Origin of the sequence: Nocardioides sp. GY 10127, assembly GCF_004919085.1 — a bacterium.
Taxonomy (GTDB): Bacteria; Actinomycetota; Actinomycetes; order Propionibacteriales; family Nocardioidaceae; genus Nocardioides.
The window spans coordinates 153,764-171,362 of the sequence record NZ_STGL01000002.1 but is presented as its reverse complement, the minus strand read 5'-3'; the positions used below and the strand labels follow the sequence as shown (position 1 = coordinate 171,362).

Sequence of the window (17,599 nt, the reverse complement as noted above, 5' to 3'; positions counted from 1 at the left end):
GACCCGTAGCTTCTAAAGCAACGTTCATTGCTTTTGGAGGTTCCGCGTGCTCGGCCGTCCCCTGTCGTTCGCCCTCGCCGGCACCGTGGGCGCGGCGACGCTCACCGCGGCGTCGGCACCCTCGCCGCTCTACCCCGTCTACCAGGCGGAGTGGGGCTTCTCGTCCTTCGTGCTGACCCTGGTCTTCGCGGTGTACGTGTTCGCGCTCCTGGGTTCGCTGCTCACGGTCGGCTCGCTGTCGGACCGCGTCGGCCGTCGGCCCGTCGCCTCCGCCGCGCTCGTCCTGCTGGCGCTCGGGATGGTCCTGTTCGCGCTCGCGGACGGGACGGGATGGCTGGTGGCTGCGCGCATCGTGCAGGGCCTGGCGGTCGGCGCAGCCGCCGGGACGACCACGGCGCTCGTCGTCGACACCGCCCCGTCTGCTGCGACCGGCGCCGTCGTGAGCAGCTCCGCGCCGCTTCTGGGCATCGCGGTCGGCGCCGTGCTCTCCGGGGCGCTGGTGGAGCACGCGCCGTACCCCGAGCACCTCGTCTTCTGGGTGCTGGCTGCCCTGTACGTCCTGCTCGCCGCGCTCCTGTGGGCGATCCCCGAGCAGCGGCGCGCCGCGCCTGCCGGGCCGCTCCTGCGCTCCCTGCTGCCGAGCCTCGGCCTGCCGCGCGAGACCCGGCCCGTGTTCGTCGGGCACCTGCCCGCCATGGCGGCGACCTGGGCGCTGGGCGGCCTCTACCTGTCGCTCGGCTCGTCCGTGCTGGCGAACCTGCTCGGCGTGGAGGACCACCTGGTCGTCGGACTGGTGCTGGGGGTGTTCTTCCTCGCCGGCGTCGCGGGCACCGTCGCCTCGATCCGCCTGCCGGCGGTCACGGGTGCCGTCCTGGGCTACGGGACGCTGGGAGGCGGCGTCCTGGTCACGATCGCTGCGGTCCTGGCGGACTCGCTGCCGGTCTACCTCGTCGGCTCCGTAGTGGCCGGGCTCGGGTTCGGCGGCACCTTCCGGGCGGTCGTGAGCGATCTCGGGGCGGCCGCGCCGGCGGCCCGCCGCGGCGAGGTCTTCGCGACGATGTTCGTCGTCTCCTACCTCGCCTTCAGCGTCCCGGCGCTGGTCGCCGGCCTCGCCGTCGACTCGTGGGGGCTGCGGACGACGGTGGTGGCCTACGCCGGGCTGGACGTCGTCCTGGTCGTGGCGGCCGCGGGGGCGGCAGCCCTCCGTGGACGGGCTCGGCGGTCGGCGCTCCGGGCCTGAGCAGACGTCAGCAGGTGCTGCCCAGGCTCTTCGCGCTCAGGCCGTGCCCGCGGCGCACCTGGCTGCCGTGGTCCATGGTGAAGCCGCGGACCCAGTCGTAGATCGCCTGCGTCTCCGACGTCTTGCGCTGGCCCTTGCCCACCATGCTCATGCGCGGGGTGAGCGGGACGCCCGGGATCGCCTTCGTGTTCTTCGTGGTGGCGATCGGCCTGCCCTCGTAGAACCACGTGATGTGGTTGCGGGCCACCTCGACGGCGAAGTTGTGCGGCGTGACGCCGCGCTTGACGCCCTTCTTCGTCCACGTCCAGCTCGTGCCGGCCTTGGCGGAGGAGGCACCGACGGTGAGGGTGGTGCCGGAGGCGGTCACCTTCGCGACGGTGATGCTCGTGGCCGAGCAGCCGGTGCCGGCGGAGGCGGGCACGAGCTGCATCAGGATGGTGTGCTGCCCCGGGCCGGCCTCCTCGACCTCGGAGCGCATGCGGAACTCCCAACGCCCGTAGGTCTGGGAGTTCTTGGCCAGGGTCAGCGTCGTGGTGCCGTGCGACCCGTACCCGTCGCGGTTGTCCCAGCCCGTGTCGATCTCGATCCCGCCGTTGTGGTGGCTGGCGCGGCCGGTGCCGTCGGAGGTGTCCTTCCAGCCGCCCGTGAGCCGGGTGCCGCGGGCCGGGCCGCTGGACAGCGACTCACCCGACTCCCAGGCGAAGTCGAACAGGGCCGGCGCCCAGCCGTACGTCGTGCTCGCGGTCGGGGTCGACGCGCTCGTCGTCCTGCTCGCCGCGGTGGTCGTGGTGCTCTCGCTGGTCGTCGTGGTCGTCGTGCTCCGCTGGGAGGTCGCGGCGCTCTCGTCCGAGGAGGAGGACGCACTGGTCTTCACGACGTCCACGTAGTGGGGGTAGGAGGCGAACCAGCCGATCTTGTCGCCGTTCTTGGTCCAGTTCCGCTCGACGGCGCGGTAGACGGCCGTGCCCGGCTTGCCCGGGGCCACCACCGCGAACCGGGCGAGGCCCGCGGCGCCCGCCTGGGCGGTGCCGATGGTGCGCCAGCCGTCGGTGCCGACCCGCTTCTGGAGGGCCACGGTGCGTCCCTCGATCGGCAGGGGGCCCTGGAACACGTCGGGCGCGGTGTCGGCGACGACGGTGAACGTCGAGCCGGCCGTCGCGGTGTCCGTGCCGCCCGCGACCGTGAGGGTCACCTCCTGCCAGCGCGCCTGCATCACCTTGGCCGGGCTGTATCCCTTCGCGGAGGCGACGCGCCAGGAGACGTTGAGCATCGCCGGGGCGGGGAAGGTGAACCGGAACGCGCCCGTGCGCGTCGTGCTCCCGACGCGGCCGCGCTCGACGTCCGTCCAGCCGTTGCCGGCGTTGCCCATGTTGAACTGGAGGCGGATCTTCTGGACGCCTCGGTTCGGCATCGTCCCGGAGAACGTGAGCCTCTGGCCGGCCACGTAGACCGAGGGCGAGACCTTCAGCGAGGACGAGCGCGCGGAGGTCGAGGCCGTGGCCGCCCGTGCCGAGGGCTGGGTGGCGTCGGCGGAGCCCTGCCCGAGGCCGGCCGCGAGGCCGACCAGCAGCAGCGGCACCGTGGCCGCCAGGGCTGTGAGACGGCGCGGACGAGTGCTGTGAGACATGTGATCCCCCCGGATACGCGGCACCTGCGCGGTGCCCTGGCCCACTCCAGATCGGAGCGTCCGGGTCGAACCTATGGAGACACCGCCGTCGTCCGAGGCGTCTTGGCGGCATCTTTACGTGGGACGTGGGTCTCGTCCGCCCCGAGCCGGAGGGTTGAGGCCCCGGCGCGCTGCCCAGGCGTCAGCGGCTCGGCACGATCTCCCGGCCGAGCGGCGTGAGCGAGATGGGGATGAGCTTGAAGCTCGCGATGCCCAGGGGGATGCCGATGATGGTGAGGCACAGCGACACCCCGGAGACGGCGTGCCCGATCGCCAGCCAGAGGCCGGCCAGCAGGAACCACAGCACGTTGCCCAGCGTCGAGGCGGCGCCGGCGTCCGGCCGACGCACGATGTCCCGGCCGAAGGGCCACAGGGCGTAGTTGGCGATGCGGAAGCACGCGATGCCGAAGGGGATGCCGACGACGGTCAGGCACGCCAGGATCCCGAAGACGACGTAGGCGAGGGCCATCCACACGCCCGAGAGCACCAGCCAGATGAGGTTCAGGATCAGCGTCACGCCTCCCAACCTAGGGCCTCGCGCCGACGCCCGGCACGTGCCTGACCACCTTGAGTCGGTTCCCGTCGGACCAGCCGAGGTAAAACCCCCCATGAGGATGCCGTGAAGGTTCGCGCAAACGGTTGAGGGTGCGGTACCCGCGTGCCGTTGGCCAGGCATCAGGGTCGTTCGACCCTGGTCGCCCAGCCCACCCTCAGGAGCAGCCATGTCCACAGGTCGACGCATCGCGCGACGTCCGCGCCGTCGCACCGCCCACGCCGTCCAGGCGCTGGGGATGGTGGGAGCCCTCCTGGCCGGCTCGGCGCTGGTCTACCAGGCCTCGAGCTCCGCGTACTCCTCCACGACGGTCAACACCGGCAACTCGTGGGCGGCGGGCACGGTGGCCCTCACCGACGACGACTCCGGCACCGCGATGTTCAGCGTGACCGGCCTCAAGCCCGGGTCCACCGGGTCCAAGTGCATCAAGGTCTCCTCGACCTCGACGCTGGCCGGCTCGGTGAAGCTGTACGGCACCAGCTACAGCACCACCTCGAGCCTCGCGACCTACCTCGACATCACGATCGACCAGGGCACCGTCGGCACCTTCTCCTCCTGCGGGTCGTTCTCGGCCGCGAGCAACGCCTTCACCGGGACGCTCGCCAGCTTCGGCACGACCAAGACCACGTTCGGCACGGGCGTCGGCTCCTGGACGCTGACCGGCACCCCGACCGAGACGCAGGTCTACAAGATCACCTACACGCTCAACGCCTCGGCTCCCGACTCGACGCAGGGCGGCACCGCGGCCGTCGGATTCACGTGGGAAGCCCAGTCCTCCTGACCCGGTACCTCGACCGGGCCGGCTGGCTCGCGCTGCTCCTCACCTCGGCGGCGCGGGCCTGCCTCGTCGTGCTCGCGACCCTGGTCCTGTGGTCGGTCCTGCCGGTGGCCCTGGGGTGGTACTCCACGGTCACCATGTCGGGGTCGATGACGCCCCGGATCGAGCCGGGCGACGTCGTCCTCTCCGAGCCGCTGGACGCCGACGCGACGCTGCGTCGCGGGTGCATCCTGCTCGTTCGCAGCCCGGCTCAGCCGGGCACGCTCCTGGTGCACCGGATGGTCGGTCGGGCTCCCGGCGACGCCATCCGCACCCGCGGCGACGCGAACCCCGAGGTCGACTCCGACCCCGTGCCGCGCGCCGACGTGCTCGGCGAGGCCAAGCTGCTCGTGCCCTACGTCGGCCGCCCCTACGTCTGGTGGCACTCCGGGCACCCGCTGACGCCCGGAGCCGTCGGCACCGCTGCCGTCCTCGTCCTCCTCGTGCTGCTCTCCGGCTGGTACCGCCACGACGAGCCACGCCCGCCCGGCCCCTGGTGGCGCCGCGGGCCCGGCTCGCGTCGGCGTGCGGACGCCGGCCTGCCCTCCCGCGTGCGGACCGGGCTGGTGCCCGCCGCCCGGGGCGCGTTGCTCCTGGGCGGCGTCAGCGTGCTCGCCGTCCTCGTCGTGCGCCTGACCCCCGTCCCGCTGCACGTCGTGGCGCCCACCACCGCGCAGGCGGCGTGGAAGGGCACCACGAGCAACCCGACGAGCGCCCTCGACGCCGGCTACTACTCCTGCTCACGGGCCCCGAAGAAGCACTCCAGCGTCCTCTTCTGGAAGCTGGACGAGACGTCCGGGTCCGTCGTCAACGACTCCTCGGGCACGGGCAACCACGGCGTCTACTACGGCGGCGTGACCCTGGGGCAGTCCAAGGCCTGCGCGACGGACTCCGGCACCGCCGTCCGTCTCGACGGCTCGAGCGGCTACGCCGTGAGCAGCACCGCCTACTCGGGGCCGACGCAGTTCAGCCTCGAGCTGTGGTTCAAGACCACCACCACCGCGGGAGGCAAGCTCATCGGTTTCGAGTCGGCGCTCGCCGGGTGGGGCTGGTCCTACGACCGGCAGGTGTGGATGCACGACGACGGCACCCTCTCCTTCGGCGTGGGCAGCACGACCGTCACGACCTCGTCCGCCTACAACGACGGCGCGTGGCACCTCGTGGACGCGACCTTCTCCTCGACCGGCGGGATGCACTTCTACCTCGACGGCGCGCAGGTCGGTTCGTCCGCCAACACGGTCTCGCAGAGCTTCACCGGGTGGTGGCGCATCGGGTACGGCGGGCTGAGCGGCTGGCCCGGCCACCCGACCAGCGAGTTCTTCGGGGGGACCCTCGACGACGTGGTGGTCTACGACAGCCCGCTCACGGCGACGGAGGTGGCGGGGCACTACGCGGCCCGCTCCTGAGCGCCGCGCACAGCAGCAGGACGTCGTCCCCGTGCCGCCACGTGCGGTGCAGGACGACCTCGAGGCCGTGCGGCGCGAGCGCGGCGGTCACCCCGGCCGCCGTGCGGTAGGGCTCGTGGCGGCGGACGAACCCCTGCGGGCCGCGCGGTGGCGCCGGCGACGGCGGTGCCGGCGCGGCGGGAGGCCCGAACGTGGCGGTCACGACCAGGCCTCCGGGGCGCAGGACCCGGGCCCACTCCGCCAGGGCCGCGTCGGGGTCGGCCAGGAGGTGCAGCGCGGTCACGCACGTGAGGACGTCGACGCTGCCGTCGGGCAGCGGCAGCGCGCCGGTGTCCGCCCGCAGCAGCCCGGCGCGGGGGAGCGCCGTGCGCGCCCTCGCGAGCATGCCGGGGGACAGGTCGACGCCCAGCAGCCGCCAGTCGGGACGACGCCCGGCGAGGCTGCGCAGCGCCAGGCCCGTGCCGGTGGCGACGTCGAGGACGTGAGGTGCGGCCCCGTCCGCCGGCCCGTCCAGCGTCCTACCCACGAGCTCGTCCACCAGGTCGGCCACCTGCTCGACGAGCCCGCGGTGCAGGGCGCTGTCGTCGTAGGTGGGGGCGCGGTGGTCGTAGTGCGCGACGACGGCGCGGCGCTGCTCGGCGTGGTCCACCCGGGCATCCTGCCGTCCTCCGCCCCCTTCCCGCTGGCTGCGGCACGCCTCGACGAGGCACGGCTCTGCGCGGCACGGCTAGCGCAGCGTCGCGGAGCGGAGGTGGCGCGCTGTCGGCGGGTGGGGCGAGGGTGGGGGGCATGACCCACCGCCACGAGGACGCCCCCGCCGACGAGGCCGGACACGGCTCGGAGCCGAGCGCCGACGACGAGACCCGCGCGATGCTGCTCGCCTGGTTGGGCAGCAAGCGGCGCCACGTGCTCGCCCAGGTGGAGGCGATGACGCCGGAGGACCGCCGGACGGCCCGGCTGCCGTCCGGCTGGACACCGCTGGGCCTGGTGCAGCACCTCACCGTCGACGTCGAGCGCTTCTGGTTCGCCCACACGCTGGCGGGGGAGGACGTGGACCTGCCCGAGGGCTACGCGGGCTGGCAGGTGGCCGCCGTCGAGGACGGCGGCCCGCACGACCAGGCGGTTCTCGACGGCTACCGGCACGAGTGCGTCCACAGCGACGAGGTGGCGACGTCCCTCGACCTGGACGACCCGCCGACACGTCCCGCGGAGTTGCCCTACTCCAGCCTGCACGAGGTGCTGCTGCACGTGCTCGTGGAGACGGCCACCCACGCCGGCCACCTCGACGCCGTCCGGGAGCTGGCGGACGGGGGCCAGCGGCTCGTGCTCGACGCCCCGACCCAGCCCTGAGCGCGGGGCGCTGGGTCGGTGGGCGGAGGCGGTCCGCGGCGTCGGTGTGCGGACGCCGGTGAGCGCCCAGCGAACGCCGGTGGTCGCAGGTCCCGACGGGCGTAGGGACCTCTCTCACGTGTTGTGGCACACGGGGTCTGAGCAGGCGCTTTTCTCTCCCGACGGTGGGATGGTCGAGGTGTCCGACCGAGACCCGGCCGGGTGCTTGACCAGAGGGAGTACCCATGTCCGTCCTGTCCCACCAGACCGCCGAGGCCGCCGCCACCGCCCGTGCCGCGGGGTCCGGTCCGTCCGCTCACGAGCGCGCCTGGCGAGGCTTCGCCGAGGGCTCGTGGAGCACCGGGATCGACGTCCGCGACTTCATCCAGCGCAACTACACGCTCTACACCGGTGACGCCGGGTTCCTCGCCGGCCCCACGCCCCGCACCACGGCGGTGTGGGAGCGGCTCCAGGACATGTTCGTCCTCGAGCGCGAGCGCGGCGTCCACGACGTCGACGCCGTGACGCCCTCCACGATCACCAGCCACCGCCCCGGCTACATCGACGCCGAGCGCGAGCTGATCGTCGGGCTCCAGACCGACGCCCCGTTGCGCCGCGCGATCATGCCCAACGGTGGCTGGCGAATGGTCGAGAACAGCCTGGCCGCCTACGGCTACGAGCCCGACCCGGTGGTGAAGGAGTTCTTCACCACCCACCGCAAGACCCACAACGCGGCGGTCTTCGACGCCTACACCCCGCAGATCCTGGCCGCCCGTCGTGCGCACCTCATCACGGGCCTGCCCGACGCCTACGGTCGCGGCCGGATCATCGGCGACTACCGCCGCGTCGCGCTCTACGGGGTGGACGCGCTGGTCGCCGCCAAGCTCGCCGACAAGGCCGCCTGCGAGAAGGGCCCCTTCACCGAGGAGCTCATCCGCCACCGCGAGGAGCTGGCCGAGCAGGTCCGGGCGCTGGGCGAGCTCAAGGAGATGGCGGCCTCCTACGGTTACGACGTCTCCGGGCCGGCGACCACGGCGCGCGAGGCCGTCCAGTGGCTCTACTTCGCCTACCTGGGTGCGGTGAAGGAGCAGAACGGCGCGGCCATGTCGCTGGGCCGCACCTCGACGTTCCTGGACGTCTACCTCGAGCGGGACATCGCCGAGGGGACCCTCACCGAGGAGCAGGCCCAGGAGCTCGTCGACGACCTGGTGATCAAGCTGCGGATCGTCCGCTTCCTGCGCACCCCGGAGTACGACGAGCTCTTCTCGGGCGACCCGACGTGGGTCACCGAGTCCATCGGCGGCCTGAGCCATGACCACCGTCCGCTCGTCACCCGCACGAGCTTCCGCTACCTCCAGACCCTCTACAACCTCGGGCCGGCGCCGGAGCCGAACCTGACGGTGCTGTGGTCGCCCGACCTCCCGCTCGGCTTCCGCCGCTTCTGCGCCCAGGTCTCGATCGACACGAGCGCGATCCAGTACGAGTCCGACGAGCAGCTGCGCCCCCGCTACGGCGACGACACGGCCATCGCGTGCTGCGTCTCGGCCATGGCCGTGGGCAAGCAGATGCAGTTCTTCGGGGCGCGGGTGAACCTCGCCAAGACGCTGCTCTACGCCATCAACGGCGGGCGCGACGAGATCAGCGGGGCGCAGGTGGGCCCGGTGCTGCCTCCGCTGGGGGGCGACGTCCTGGACTACGAGGACGTGCGGGCCCGGCTGCGGATCATGATGGGCTGGCTGGCGGAGACCTACGTGGACGCCCTCAACATCATCCACTTCATGCACGACCGCTACGCCTACGAGCGGCTGGAGATGGCGCTGCACGACTCCGACGTGCTGCGCACCATGGCCTGCGGCATCGCCGGCCTCTCGGTCGCTGCGGACTCGCTGTCGGCGATCAAGCACGCCGCGGTCCACCCGGTCCGCGACGAGCGCGGCCTGGTCGTGGACTACCTGGTGGAGGGGGAGTTCCCCACCTACGGCAACAACGACGACGACGCCGACGAGCTCGCCGCCGAGCTGGTCTCGGCGTTCATGGCCGAGCTGCGCAAGCACCCCACCTACCGGGGAGCGCTGCACACCCAGTCCGTGCTGACCATCACCAGCAACGTGGTCTACGGCAAGGCCACGGGGGCCACGCCCGACGGTCGTCGCGCCGGCGAGCCCTTCGCCCCCGGCGCCAACCCGATGAACGGGCGGGACAAGCACGGCATGGTGGCCGCGGCGCTCTCGGTGGCGAAGCTGCCCTACGACCAGGCGCAGGACGGGATCTCGCTCACCACCACCGTCACGCCCGCCGGGCTCGGGGCCACCCGCGAGGAGCGGATCACCAACCTCGTCGGCGTCCTGGACGGCTACGCCGCGGTCGACGGGTTCCACATGAACGTCAACGTGCTGGACCGGGCGACCCTGGAGGACGCCATGGCCCACCCGGAGAACTACCCGCAGCTGACCATCCGGGTCTCGGGCTACGCCGTGAACTTCGTGCGGCTCAGCCCCGAGCAGCAGCGCGACGTCATCAACCGCACCTTCCACGGGAGCCTGTGAGGTCATGAGCAGCCTGCTCACCTGCGGGGTCGTCGACCTGGGCACGCCCCGGGTCGGCGGCCCCACGGGGGCGTCCGCCGCGGCGAGCGAGCCGTCGCACGCCCCGGCGCACCCCGTGCCCGGCCACCCGGACCGTGCCGACCTCGGGATGGTGCACTCCTGGGACGTCGTCACCGGCGCCGACGGGCCGGGCACCCGGTTCGTCACGTTCCTGGCGGGGTGCCCGCTGCGGTGCGCCTACTGCCACAACCCGGACACGTGGAAGCGCCGCAACGGCACGCCCACCACCGTCGCGGAGCTGGTCTCGCGCATGCACTCGTTCAAGCGGTTCATCGCCGCGAGCGGCGGCGGGGTCACGGTCTCGGGCGGGGAGCCGCTCCTCCAGCCCCGGTTCGTCGAGGCCTACCTGCGGGCCTGCAAGGACGACGGGATGCACACCGCGCTGGACACCTCGGGCTACCTCGGCGACCGCGCCACCGACTCGCTCCTCGACGCCACCGACCTCGTGCTGCTGGACGTGAAGTCGTCCGACCCGGACACCTACCGCGACCTCACCTCGGTCGAGCTGGCGCCGACGTTGGCGTTCGGCGAGCGGCTGGCCGCCCGCGGGCTCCCTGTCCGCGTCCGGTTCGTGCTCGTGCCCGGCGTGACCGACGACCCCGCCAACGTGGCTGGCGTGGCTGAGCTCGCCGCTGCCTGGGGGAACGTCGAGCGCGTCGACGTCCTCGGCTACCACCGGCTCGGCGTGGCCAAGTACGCCGACCTCGGCCTCCCGTACCGGCTGGAGGGCGTCGAGCCGCCCACCGCCGAGCAGCTCGCCGCCGCCGTCGAGCAGTTCACCCGTCGCGGCCTGGTCGCCGTCGCGTCCTGAGCCCCCGGGTGCGCCCGAGGGCCTGCCTCAGGACTCCTCGGCCGGCAGCGCCAGGGCCGCGGCCGCCGCGAGCAGCAGCGCGTCCTCGCCGCGCCGACCGGTGAGCATGGCGCCCACCGGCAACCCGTCCTCGTGGCTGGGTCCGGCGGGCAGCGAGAGGGCCGGCAGACCGGCCATGTTGGCGACGACGGTCCAGCAGTCCGTGTACGGCGCCAGCGCCGGGTCCGTGATGCCCTCGAGCCCGCTCGGGGTGCGCAGGGCGGAGAGCAGCGGTGCCGTGGTCGGCATCGTGGGGGAGACGAGCAGGTCCACCCCGAGGCGGCAGGGGTCCAGCGCCTTGTCCAGGGCCGTGCGCAGGCGCCGCCGGACCAGGCGGGCCCGGTCGAGCGCGGGGCTGCCGGCGGCCAGCTCCCGCCCGTCCCGGTGACGCCGGACGACGTGCGCGCCGGCGCGGCCGGTGGCCACCCAGGGCGCGACGACCGGAGCGACGAGCACCGAGGTCACGAGCAGGTAGGCCTCCAGCGCCTCGCGGGCCTGGGGCACCGAGACGGGCACCAGCTCGGCGCCCCCGGCCTCGGCACGGGCCAGCACGGCACCGACCCGCTCGCGCACGCCGGCGGTGTTGGGCAGCTCGCTGAGCTCGCGGACGACGCCGAGCCTCAGGCCGCGGAGCACCCGGCCGTCTCGCGCCTCGGCGAGGTCCGGGGTGACGCCGTGCTCGGGGCGGGTGGCGAGGACGGACAGCACGAGGGCGGCGGTCTCCGCCTCCCGGGCGAGCGGGCCGACGCGGTCGAAGCCCCGGGCGTAGGGGACGACCCCCTGCGTGCTCACCAGGCCGGGCGTGGGCGCGAGGCCGAGCACGCCGCACTGCGAGGCCGGCTCGCGCACGGACCCTCCGGTGTCGGTGCCGACGGCGAAGGACACCAGCCCCGCGGCCACGGCCGAGGCGCAGCCGCCCGAGCTGCCGCCGGGGGAGCGCTCCGGGTCCCAGGGGTTGCCGGCCGGCCCGGTCGCGGCGGTGATCGTGGAGGCGCCCATCGCGAGCTCGTCCATGGTGGTGCGCCCGACCAGCACCGCGCCGGCGGCCCGGAGGCGGGCCACCACCTCGGCGTCGGTCGCTGCCCGGCGTCCGCCGTGGGCCAGGGAGCCGCACGCGGTCACCTCGCCCGCCACGTCGATGTTGTCCTTCACCGCGAACGGGACGCCCGCGAGCGGCCCGGGGTCGTGCCCTTCTGCCACCGCGGCGTCCACCGCGCGCGCGTCCTGCCGGGCCCGGGCGGCGTCGACCAGGACGAAGGAGTGCAGCACCGCGTCGTGGACGTCGATGCGGGCCAGGTGCGCCTCGAGCACGGACTCGGCGGAGACGAGCCCGCGCCGCACCGCGTCGGCCACCTTGGCCGCGGGCCAGCCGGCCGGGCCGTCGTGGGGCCCGACGACCGTGTCGGGGCGGGGGCGCACGTGGGGACGCCGACGGGCGGCGTCGGAGGGCGCGAGCGTCATGGCCAGATCCTCACCCTCACAGTGAACAGCAACGTTCCGGCCGTGTTGCGGGCGTGTGGCGCGAACCCCCCGGAGGGACGTTCGACCCTGGTGCCGGGGCCTGTGCGGCCCCGACGCGTGAGCCGTGAGCCGGTGGTGGCGGCGGGGTCGAAACCGGTTGGGGCCCGCCGCGGGCCGCCCGATAGCCTGTGGGTGGCCCGTCGCCGACGGCGTGGGCCACGGCGCGCTCGACGTCGACGCCCGCCGACCCCACCGCTACTCCAAGGAGCACCCCGTGTCCGACCTGACGATCGTCCTCGTGAACGCCGATGAGCGTGCGGAGCGGCAGGTCACGACGGGGACCAAGGCCTGGGAGCTCTTCAAGGAGGACGCGGACGTCGTGGCGGCCCGCGTGAACGGCGAGCTCAAGGACCTCGCCTACGTGCTCGTCGAGGGCGACGAGGTCGAGGGCGTGCTCATCGGCTCCAAGGACGGCCTCGACATCCTGCGCCACTCCACCGCGCACGTGATGGCCCAGGCCGTGCAGCAGCTCTTCCCCGAGGCCAAGCTCGGCATCGGCCCGCCGGTCAACGACGGCTTCTACTACGACTTCGACGTCGAGACCCCGTTCGTCCCCGACGACCTGGTCAAGATCGAGTCGGCGATGCGCAAGATCATCAAGGAGAACCAGCGCTTCGAGCGCCGGCCCGTCTCCGACCACGACGCCATCGCCGAGCTCAAGGACGAGCCGTACAAGATCGAGCTCATCGGCCTCAAGGGCTCCGGCAACGCCGAGGGCGCCGCCGAGGGGGCGGACGTCGAGGTCGGCGGCGCCGAGCTCACGATCTACGACAACGTCAACCGCAAGGGCGAGACCGCCTGGTCCGACCTGTGCCGTGGTCCGCACCTGCCCACCACCAAGCGCATCCCCGCGTTCAAGCTCATGCGCTCGGCGGCCGCCTACTGGCGCGGCGACGAGAAGAACAAGCAGCTCCAGCGCCTCTACGGCACCGCCTGGCCCTCGAAGGAGGAGCTGGACGCCTACCTGCACCGTCTGGAGGAGGCGGAGCGGCGCGACCACCGCAAACTCGGCCGCGAGCTGGACCTCTTCAGCTTCCCCGACGAGCTCGGCTCCGGCCTGCCCGTCTTCCACCCCAAGGGCGGCATCATCAAGCGGGAGATGGAGGACTACGTCCGCCGTCGCCACATCGAGGAGGGCTTCTCCTACGTCGGCACCCCGCACATCACCAAGGACGGCCTGTTCCACACCTCGGGCCACCTGCCGTACTACGCCGACACGATGTTCCCGCCGATGGAGCTCGAGGGGTCGAAGTACCAGCTCAAGGCGATGAACTGCCCGATGCACAACCTGATCTTCTCCTCGCGGGGCCGGTCCTACCGGGAGCTCCCGGTGCGGCTGTTCGAGTTCGGCTCGGTGTACCGCTACGAGAAGTCGGGCGTCATCCACGGCCTCACCCGCGTCCGCGGCTTCGCCCAGGACGACTCGCACTCCTACTGCACCGCCGAGCAGGCCCCGGCCGAGGTCAAGCACCTGCTGTCCTTCATGCTCGGCGTGCTGCGCGACTTCGGCCTCGACGACTTCTACCTGGAGCTCTCGACCCGCGACGACTCCAAGAAGGACAAGTTCGTCGGCTCCGACGAGGACTGGGTCGTCGCCACCAAGGTGCTCGAGGACGTCGCCACCGAGACCGGTCTCGACCTCGTCCCCGACCCGGGCGGCGCCGCGTTCTACGGTCCGAAGATCTCCGTCCAGGCCAAGGACGCGATCGGCCGCACCTGGCAGATGGGCACCGTGCAGTACGACTTCAACCAGCCCGCGCGCTTCGAGCTGGAGTACAACGGCGCCGATGGCCAGAAGCACCAGCCGGTGATGATCCACTCGGCGAAGTTCGGCTCGATCGAGCGCTTCCTCGGCGTCCTGGTGGAGCACTACGCCGGCGCCATGCCGCCGTGGCTCGCCCCGGTGCAGGTGCAGGCGATCCCGGTCGCCGACGCGTTCGCCGACTACCTCTACGAGGTGGCGGCCGAGCTGAAGAAGGCCGGCATCCGCGTCGAGGTGGACGACTCCGACGACCGCATGCAGAAGAAGATCCGCAACGCCCAGCTGCAGAAGGTGCCCTTCATGCTGATCGCCGGCGGTGAGGACCAGGCCGCGGGCGCGGTCTCCTTCCGCTACCGCGACGGCCGGCAGGACAACGGCGTGCCGATCGCCGAGGCCGTCCAGCGTGTCGTCGAGGCCGTGCAGTCCCGCGTGCAGGTCTGACCTCCGCGCCCGCTCCACCCGCAGCGCCCCGGACCACCTGGTCCGGGGCGCTGCTGCGTGTCCGGCCCGCTCCTGGCGGGTGCGGCTGCGGGTGGGCGGTGGCTGAGCAACGTGGCGGGGCCAGCAGGAGGTTGCTGGCGCACCGCCGGTGGGCCGGCCGGGGGGTGGGCGGTGGCTGGGCAACGTGGTGGGCGTGGGATTCGGTTGGTGACGCACCTCTGGTCGGCTGGCCGGGGGTCGGCGGTGGCTGAGCAACGTGGTGGGGCCGGCAGGAGGTTGCTGGCGCACCGCCCCTCGGGCCGGCCGGGGGTCACCGGTGGCTGAGCAACCTGGTGGAGGCCCCAGAACGTTGCTGACACACCGCCCCCCACCGACCCGATGCACTGTGTATGCGACACGCTGTCGCGCTAACTATTTACAAGCGACACCGTGTCGCATTAACGTCGTCACGTCAGTTCCGCTCCCTCCCCACCCGAGGTGACCCGCGATGACCACCACCCCCCACCGCTCCGACCCGCTCGACCGGCTCGCGTACGAGGACCGGCTGCGCACGCTCTCCGAGGCGTCGGTCGAGCACCACTTCGACGCCTTCACCGACATCTCCTGGGACGACCCGGCCTACGCCGTGGACCCCACCGACCGCCGCTGGCGGCTGCCGGCGGAGGACGTCCTCGGCCGCACCGAGTGGTACCGCTCCCTGCCCGAGGCCGAGCAGGTCCGCATCGGGCTGTACCGCCAGGCGTGCGTCACCAAGGTCGGGCTGCAGTTCGAGCAGCTCCTGATCGCCGGCATCATGAACTTCGCCTTCGCGCTGCCGAACGGCAGCCCCGAGTTCCGGTACTCCACGCACGAGGCGACGGAGGAGTGCCACCACACCCAGATGTTCCAGGAGTTCGTCAACCGCTCCGGTCAGGACGTCGCGGGCGGCTCGACCTTCTTCCGCGCCACCGCCATGCTGCTGCCGCTGGTCGCGCGCCGCTACCCGCACGCGTTCTTCTGGGGCGTGCTGGCCGGCGAGGAGCCGATCGACCACCTGCAGAAGTCCGTGCTGCGCGCCGGCCACGACACCCACCCGCTGCTGCGGCGGATCATGCAGATCCACGTCGCGGAGGAGGCCCGGCACATCGGGTTCGCCCACCAGTACCTCGAGCACAGCTCGGCGCGGCTCGGCCGGGGCGAGCGGTTCGTCCTCTCCCTGCTCGTGCCCGTGGTGATGCGCTGGCTGTGCAACGAGATCCTCGTGCCCAGCCGCAAGGCCCGCCGGGACATGGGCATCCCCGACGAGGTGATGAAGGAGGTCTACTGGCGCTCACCCGGCTCCCGGAAGTTCCTGCGCGACCTCTTCGCCGACGTGCGCATGCTCGCGGAGAGCGCCGGGATGATGAACCCGCTCTCGCGGCGGGTCTGGCGGCTGATGAAGATCGACGGCCGCTCCTCCCGGTTCCGCAGCGAGCCGGCCTCGGCCGCCGCCTGAGAGCGACCCACCGTGCCCTACGTCGTCACCCGCGCCTGCTGCGCGGACGCCTCCTGCGTGGTCGCCTGCCCGGTCAACTGCCTGCACCCGGCGCCCGGCGAGCCCGGCTTCGCCGAGGCCGAGATGCTGCACGTCGACCCGGACTCCTGCGTCGGCTGCGGCGCCTGCGCCACGGCCTGTCCCGTGGACGCCATCAAGCCGCACACGCAGCTCAGCCTGGCCGAGCTGCCGTTCCTGGAGGCCAACGCGGCCTACTTCGAGACGAACCCGCACGCCGACCGCACGCCGGTCGCCCGCGTGCCGCACCAGCGTCGCCTGCGCAGCACCCGGCCCGTCCGGGTCGCTGTCGTCGGCGCCGGGCCCGCAGGCCTCTACGCGGCCGACGAGCTGCTCCGCCACCCGGAGGTCAGGGTCGACGTGCTGGACCGGCTCCCCACCCCGCACGGGCTCGTGCGCGCGGGGGTCGCGCCGGACCACCCGGACACCAAGCGCGTCCAGCGCCTGTTCGAGCGGATCGAGGCGCAGCCCGGCTTCCGCTACCTCCTCCACACGAGCGTCGGCACCGACGAGGACGTCGCGGGCGGCCGCGCCGACGTGAGCGCCGCCGAGCTGCGCGAGCGCTACGACGCCGTCGTCTGGGCCGTCGGCGCGGCGTCCGACAAGCGCCTCGGCGTGTCGGGGGAGGACCTGCCCGGCAGCGTCAGCGCCACCGAGCTGGTCGGCTGGTACAACGGCCACCCCGACCTCGTCGACCTCCCGGTCGACCTCTCCTCCCGCCCCGCCGGTCCGGCGCCCACCCCGGCCGACGAGAGCAGGGCTGAGAACAGGGCTGAGAACAGGGCAGAGAACAGGGCAGAGAACAGGGGAGAGAGCAGGGGAGAGAGCAGGGCAGAGGACGACGGCCGCCACCGCGCCCTCGTCGTCGGCACCGGCAACGTCGCGCTCGACGTGGCGCGCGTCCTCACCACCGACCCCGCCCGGCTGCGCGGCACCGACGTCGCCGGCCTCGCCTGGTCGGAGCTCGCCGCCTCCTCGCTCACCGAGGTGGTGGTGCTCGGGCGCCGCGGCCCGGCGGAGGCCGCGTTCTCCCTGCCCGAGATCCTCGGCCTCGAGGCGCTGGCCGCCCCGGCCGACGGCGTCGACGTGCTCCTCGACCCCGGAGCCTGGGCCCTGCCCGACGCCTCGACGCCCCGGGGCCGCGCCCTGGCCCGGCTCGCCGCGGCCACGCCGCGCGGCCCGCTCCCCGGCGGGCGCCCCCGCCGCCGCATCGTCCTCCGCTTCGGCGCCGCTCCCGTCGCCGTCCTGGGCGAGGACGCCGTGCGGGCGGTCGAGCTGTCCGCCACCCGCCCGGGTGCCGACGGACGTCCCCTGCCGACGGGCGAGGTCGACCTCCTCCCCGCGCGCCTGGTGGTGCGCGCCGTCGGCTGGTTCGGCGAGCCCGTCGCGGACCTGCCCCACGACCCCGAGCGCGGGACGGTCGTCCACGAGCGCGGGGCCGTCGCCGGACGCGAGCAGGACTTCGTGGTCGGCTGGGCCAAGCGCGGCCCCCGCGGCACCATCGGTGCGAACAAGGCGTGCGCGGCCGAGACGGTCGGCGCCCTGCTCGACCACCTCGATCGCCAGGCCTGCGAGGCCGACGCGCAGACCGCGCGCCCCACGGCCCGCCCGGGGATCGACGACCTGCTCGCGGCCCGCGGCACCCGGGTCGTCGACCTCGCCGGCTGGCGCGCGGTGGACGCCGAGGAACGCCGCCGCGGGGCGGAGGCCGGCCGCAGCCGCTGCAAGGTCGTGGACGTCGAGGAGATGCTGCGCCTCGCGGCGACCACCGACGTTCTCCCGCCCGTCACCCGCCGGGCGCGTCCGGGCCGGTACGCTCGCAGCCGGCGCCGGTCCGTCCCCACGGGCTGAGCCGGAGCGCGTCCTCGGGCTCCCGC

The 17,599-nt window shown here is 73.3% G+C and carries 13 protein-coding genes; 9 read left to right on the top strand and 4 right to left on the bottom strand.

The annotated features are described in order from the left end of the window. Nucleotides 1-46: 46 nt before the first annotated feature. Nucleotides 47-1,240: an MFS transporter gene (locus tag E8D37_RS02555; protein WP_136568205.1), complete on the top strand. Its 1,194-nt coding sequence runs from the start codon at nt 47-49 to the stop codon at nt 1,238-1,240. Between the two features lie 7 nt (nt 1,241-1,247). Here the strand turns inward: E8D37_RS02555 and E8D37_RS02550 are convergent, their stop codons facing one another. Both E8D37_RS02550 and E8D37_RS02545 read right to left on the bottom strand, forming a co-directional pair. Then, a complete protein-coding gene (locus E8D37_RS02550) occupies nt 1,248-2,867 on the bottom strand; it encodes a hypothetical protein (RefSeq protein ID WP_136568204.1) in 1,620 nt (539 codons plus the stop codon). A 181-nt stretch (nt 2,868-3,048) separates the two neighbouring features. Next, nucleotides 3,049-3,423 carry a YccF domain-containing protein gene (locus E8D37_RS02545; protein WP_136568203.1) on the bottom strand — a complete coding sequence of 125 codons (375 nt, stop codon included), beginning with the start codon at nt 3,421-3,423 and terminating at the stop codon, nt 3,049-3,051. 205 nt (nt 3,424-3,628) lie between these two features. On the opposite strand from E8D37_RS02545, the gene E8D37_RS02540 reads away from it, so the two are divergent. Both E8D37_RS02540 and E8D37_RS02535 read left to right on the top strand, forming a co-directional pair. Next, nucleotides 3,629-4,240, top strand: a complete 612-nt coding sequence (locus E8D37_RS02540; RefSeq protein WP_206055531.1) for a hypothetical protein — start codon at nt 3,629-3,631, stop codon at nt 4,238-4,240. Then, nucleotides 4,219-5,682: a LamG-like jellyroll fold domain-containing protein gene (locus tag E8D37_RS02535; protein WP_136568202.1), complete on the top strand. Its 1,464-nt coding sequence runs from the start codon at nt 4,219-4,221 to the stop codon at nt 5,680-5,682. The genes E8D37_RS02540 and E8D37_RS02535 overlap by 22 nt, the downstream gene beginning before the upstream one ends. On the opposite strand, the gene E8D37_RS02530 is transcribed toward E8D37_RS02535, so the two are convergent. After that, nucleotides 5,639-6,331: a class I SAM-dependent methyltransferase gene (locus E8D37_RS02530; RefSeq protein WP_136568201.1), complete on the bottom strand. Its 693-nt coding sequence runs from the start codon at nt 6,329-6,331 to the stop codon at nt 5,639-5,641. The two genes, E8D37_RS02535 and E8D37_RS02530, sit on opposite strands and share 44 nt — an antisense overlap. A 140-nt stretch (nt 6,332-6,471) precedes the next feature. Between E8D37_RS02530 and E8D37_RS02525 the strand changes: the two genes are divergently transcribed. From E8D37_RS02525 to pflA, 3 genes are all read left to right on the top strand, one after another. Further along, entirely contained in the window at nt 6,472-7,032 is a 561-nt protein-coding gene (locus E8D37_RS02525) for a DUF664 domain-containing protein (protein WP_136568200.1), read from the top strand. Nucleotides 7,033-7,256: 224 nt separating this feature from the next. Next, nucleotides 7,257-9,557, top strand: a complete 2,301-nt coding sequence (gene pflB, locus E8D37_RS02520) for a formate C-acetyltransferase (protein ID WP_136568199.1) — start codon at nt 7,257-7,259, stop codon at nt 9,555-9,557. 4 nt (nt 9,558-9,561) lie between these two features. Further along, nucleotides 9,562-10,428 carry a pyruvate formate-lyase-activating protein gene (gene pflA, locus E8D37_RS02515; protein WP_136568198.1) on the top strand — a complete coding sequence of 289 codons (867 nt, stop codon included), beginning with the start codon at nt 9,562-9,564 and terminating at the stop codon, nt 10,426-10,428. A gap of 27 nt (nt 10,429-10,455) precedes the next feature. Here pflA and E8D37_RS02510 read toward each other — a convergent pair whose 3' ends face one another. Next, entirely contained in the window at nt 10,456-11,928 is a 1,473-nt protein-coding gene (locus E8D37_RS02510; protein ID WP_136568197.1) for an amidase, read from the bottom strand. A gap of 274 nt (nt 11,929-12,202) precedes the next feature. Here E8D37_RS02510 and thrS point away from each other — a divergent pair, with 274 nt between their 5' ends. From thrS to E8D37_RS02495, 3 genes are all read left to right on the top strand, one after another. Further along, on the top strand, nt 12,203-14,191 hold the full coding sequence (gene thrS, locus E8D37_RS02505; protein ID WP_136568196.1) for a threonine--tRNA ligase: 1,989 nt from the start codon (nt 12,203-12,205) through the stop codon (nt 14,189-14,191). A gap of 487 nt (nt 14,192-14,678) precedes the next feature. After that, the gene (locus E8D37_RS02500; protein WP_136568195.1) at nt 14,679-15,665 is read left to right on the top strand and encodes a diiron oxygenase; all 987 of its coding nucleotides are present in this window, start codon (nt 14,679-14,681) and stop codon (nt 15,663-15,665) included. A 12-nt stretch (nt 15,666-15,677) separates the two neighbouring features. Further along, nucleotides 15,678-17,573 carry a 4Fe-4S binding protein gene (locus E8D37_RS02495; protein ID WP_136568194.1) on the top strand — a complete coding sequence of 632 codons (1,896 nt, stop codon included), beginning with the start codon at nt 15,678-15,680 and terminating at the stop codon, nt 17,571-17,573. Nucleotides 17,574-17,599: the final 26 nt, after the last annotated feature.

Coding starts and splice junctions, on each gene's coding strand:
- E8D37_RS02550 (WP_136568204.1), bottom strand. CDS start 2,867: ATGTCTCACAGCACTCGTCCGCGCCGTCTCACAGCCCTGGCGGCCACG.
- E8D37_RS02540 (WP_206055531.1), top strand. CDS start 3,629: ATGTCCACAGGTCGACGCATCGCGCGACGTCCGCGCCGTCGCACCGCC.
- E8D37_RS02525 (WP_136568200.1), top strand. CDS start 6,472: ATGACCCACCGCCACGAGGACGCCCCCGCCGACGAGGCCGGACACGGC.
- pflB (WP_136568199.1), top strand. CDS start 7,257: ATGTCCGTCCTGTCCCACCAGACCGCCGAGGCCGCCGCCACCGCCCGT.
- pflA (WP_136568198.1), top strand. CDS start 9,562: ATGAGCAGCCTGCTCACCTGCGGGGTCGTCGACCTGGGCACGCCCCGG.
- E8D37_RS02510 (WP_136568197.1), bottom strand. CDS start 11,928: ATGACGCTCGCGCCCTCCGACGCCGCCCGTCGGCGTCCCCACGTGCGC.
- E8D37_RS02500 (WP_136568195.1), top strand. CDS start 14,679: ATGACCACCACCCCCCACCGCTCCGACCCGCTCGACCGGCTCGCGTAC.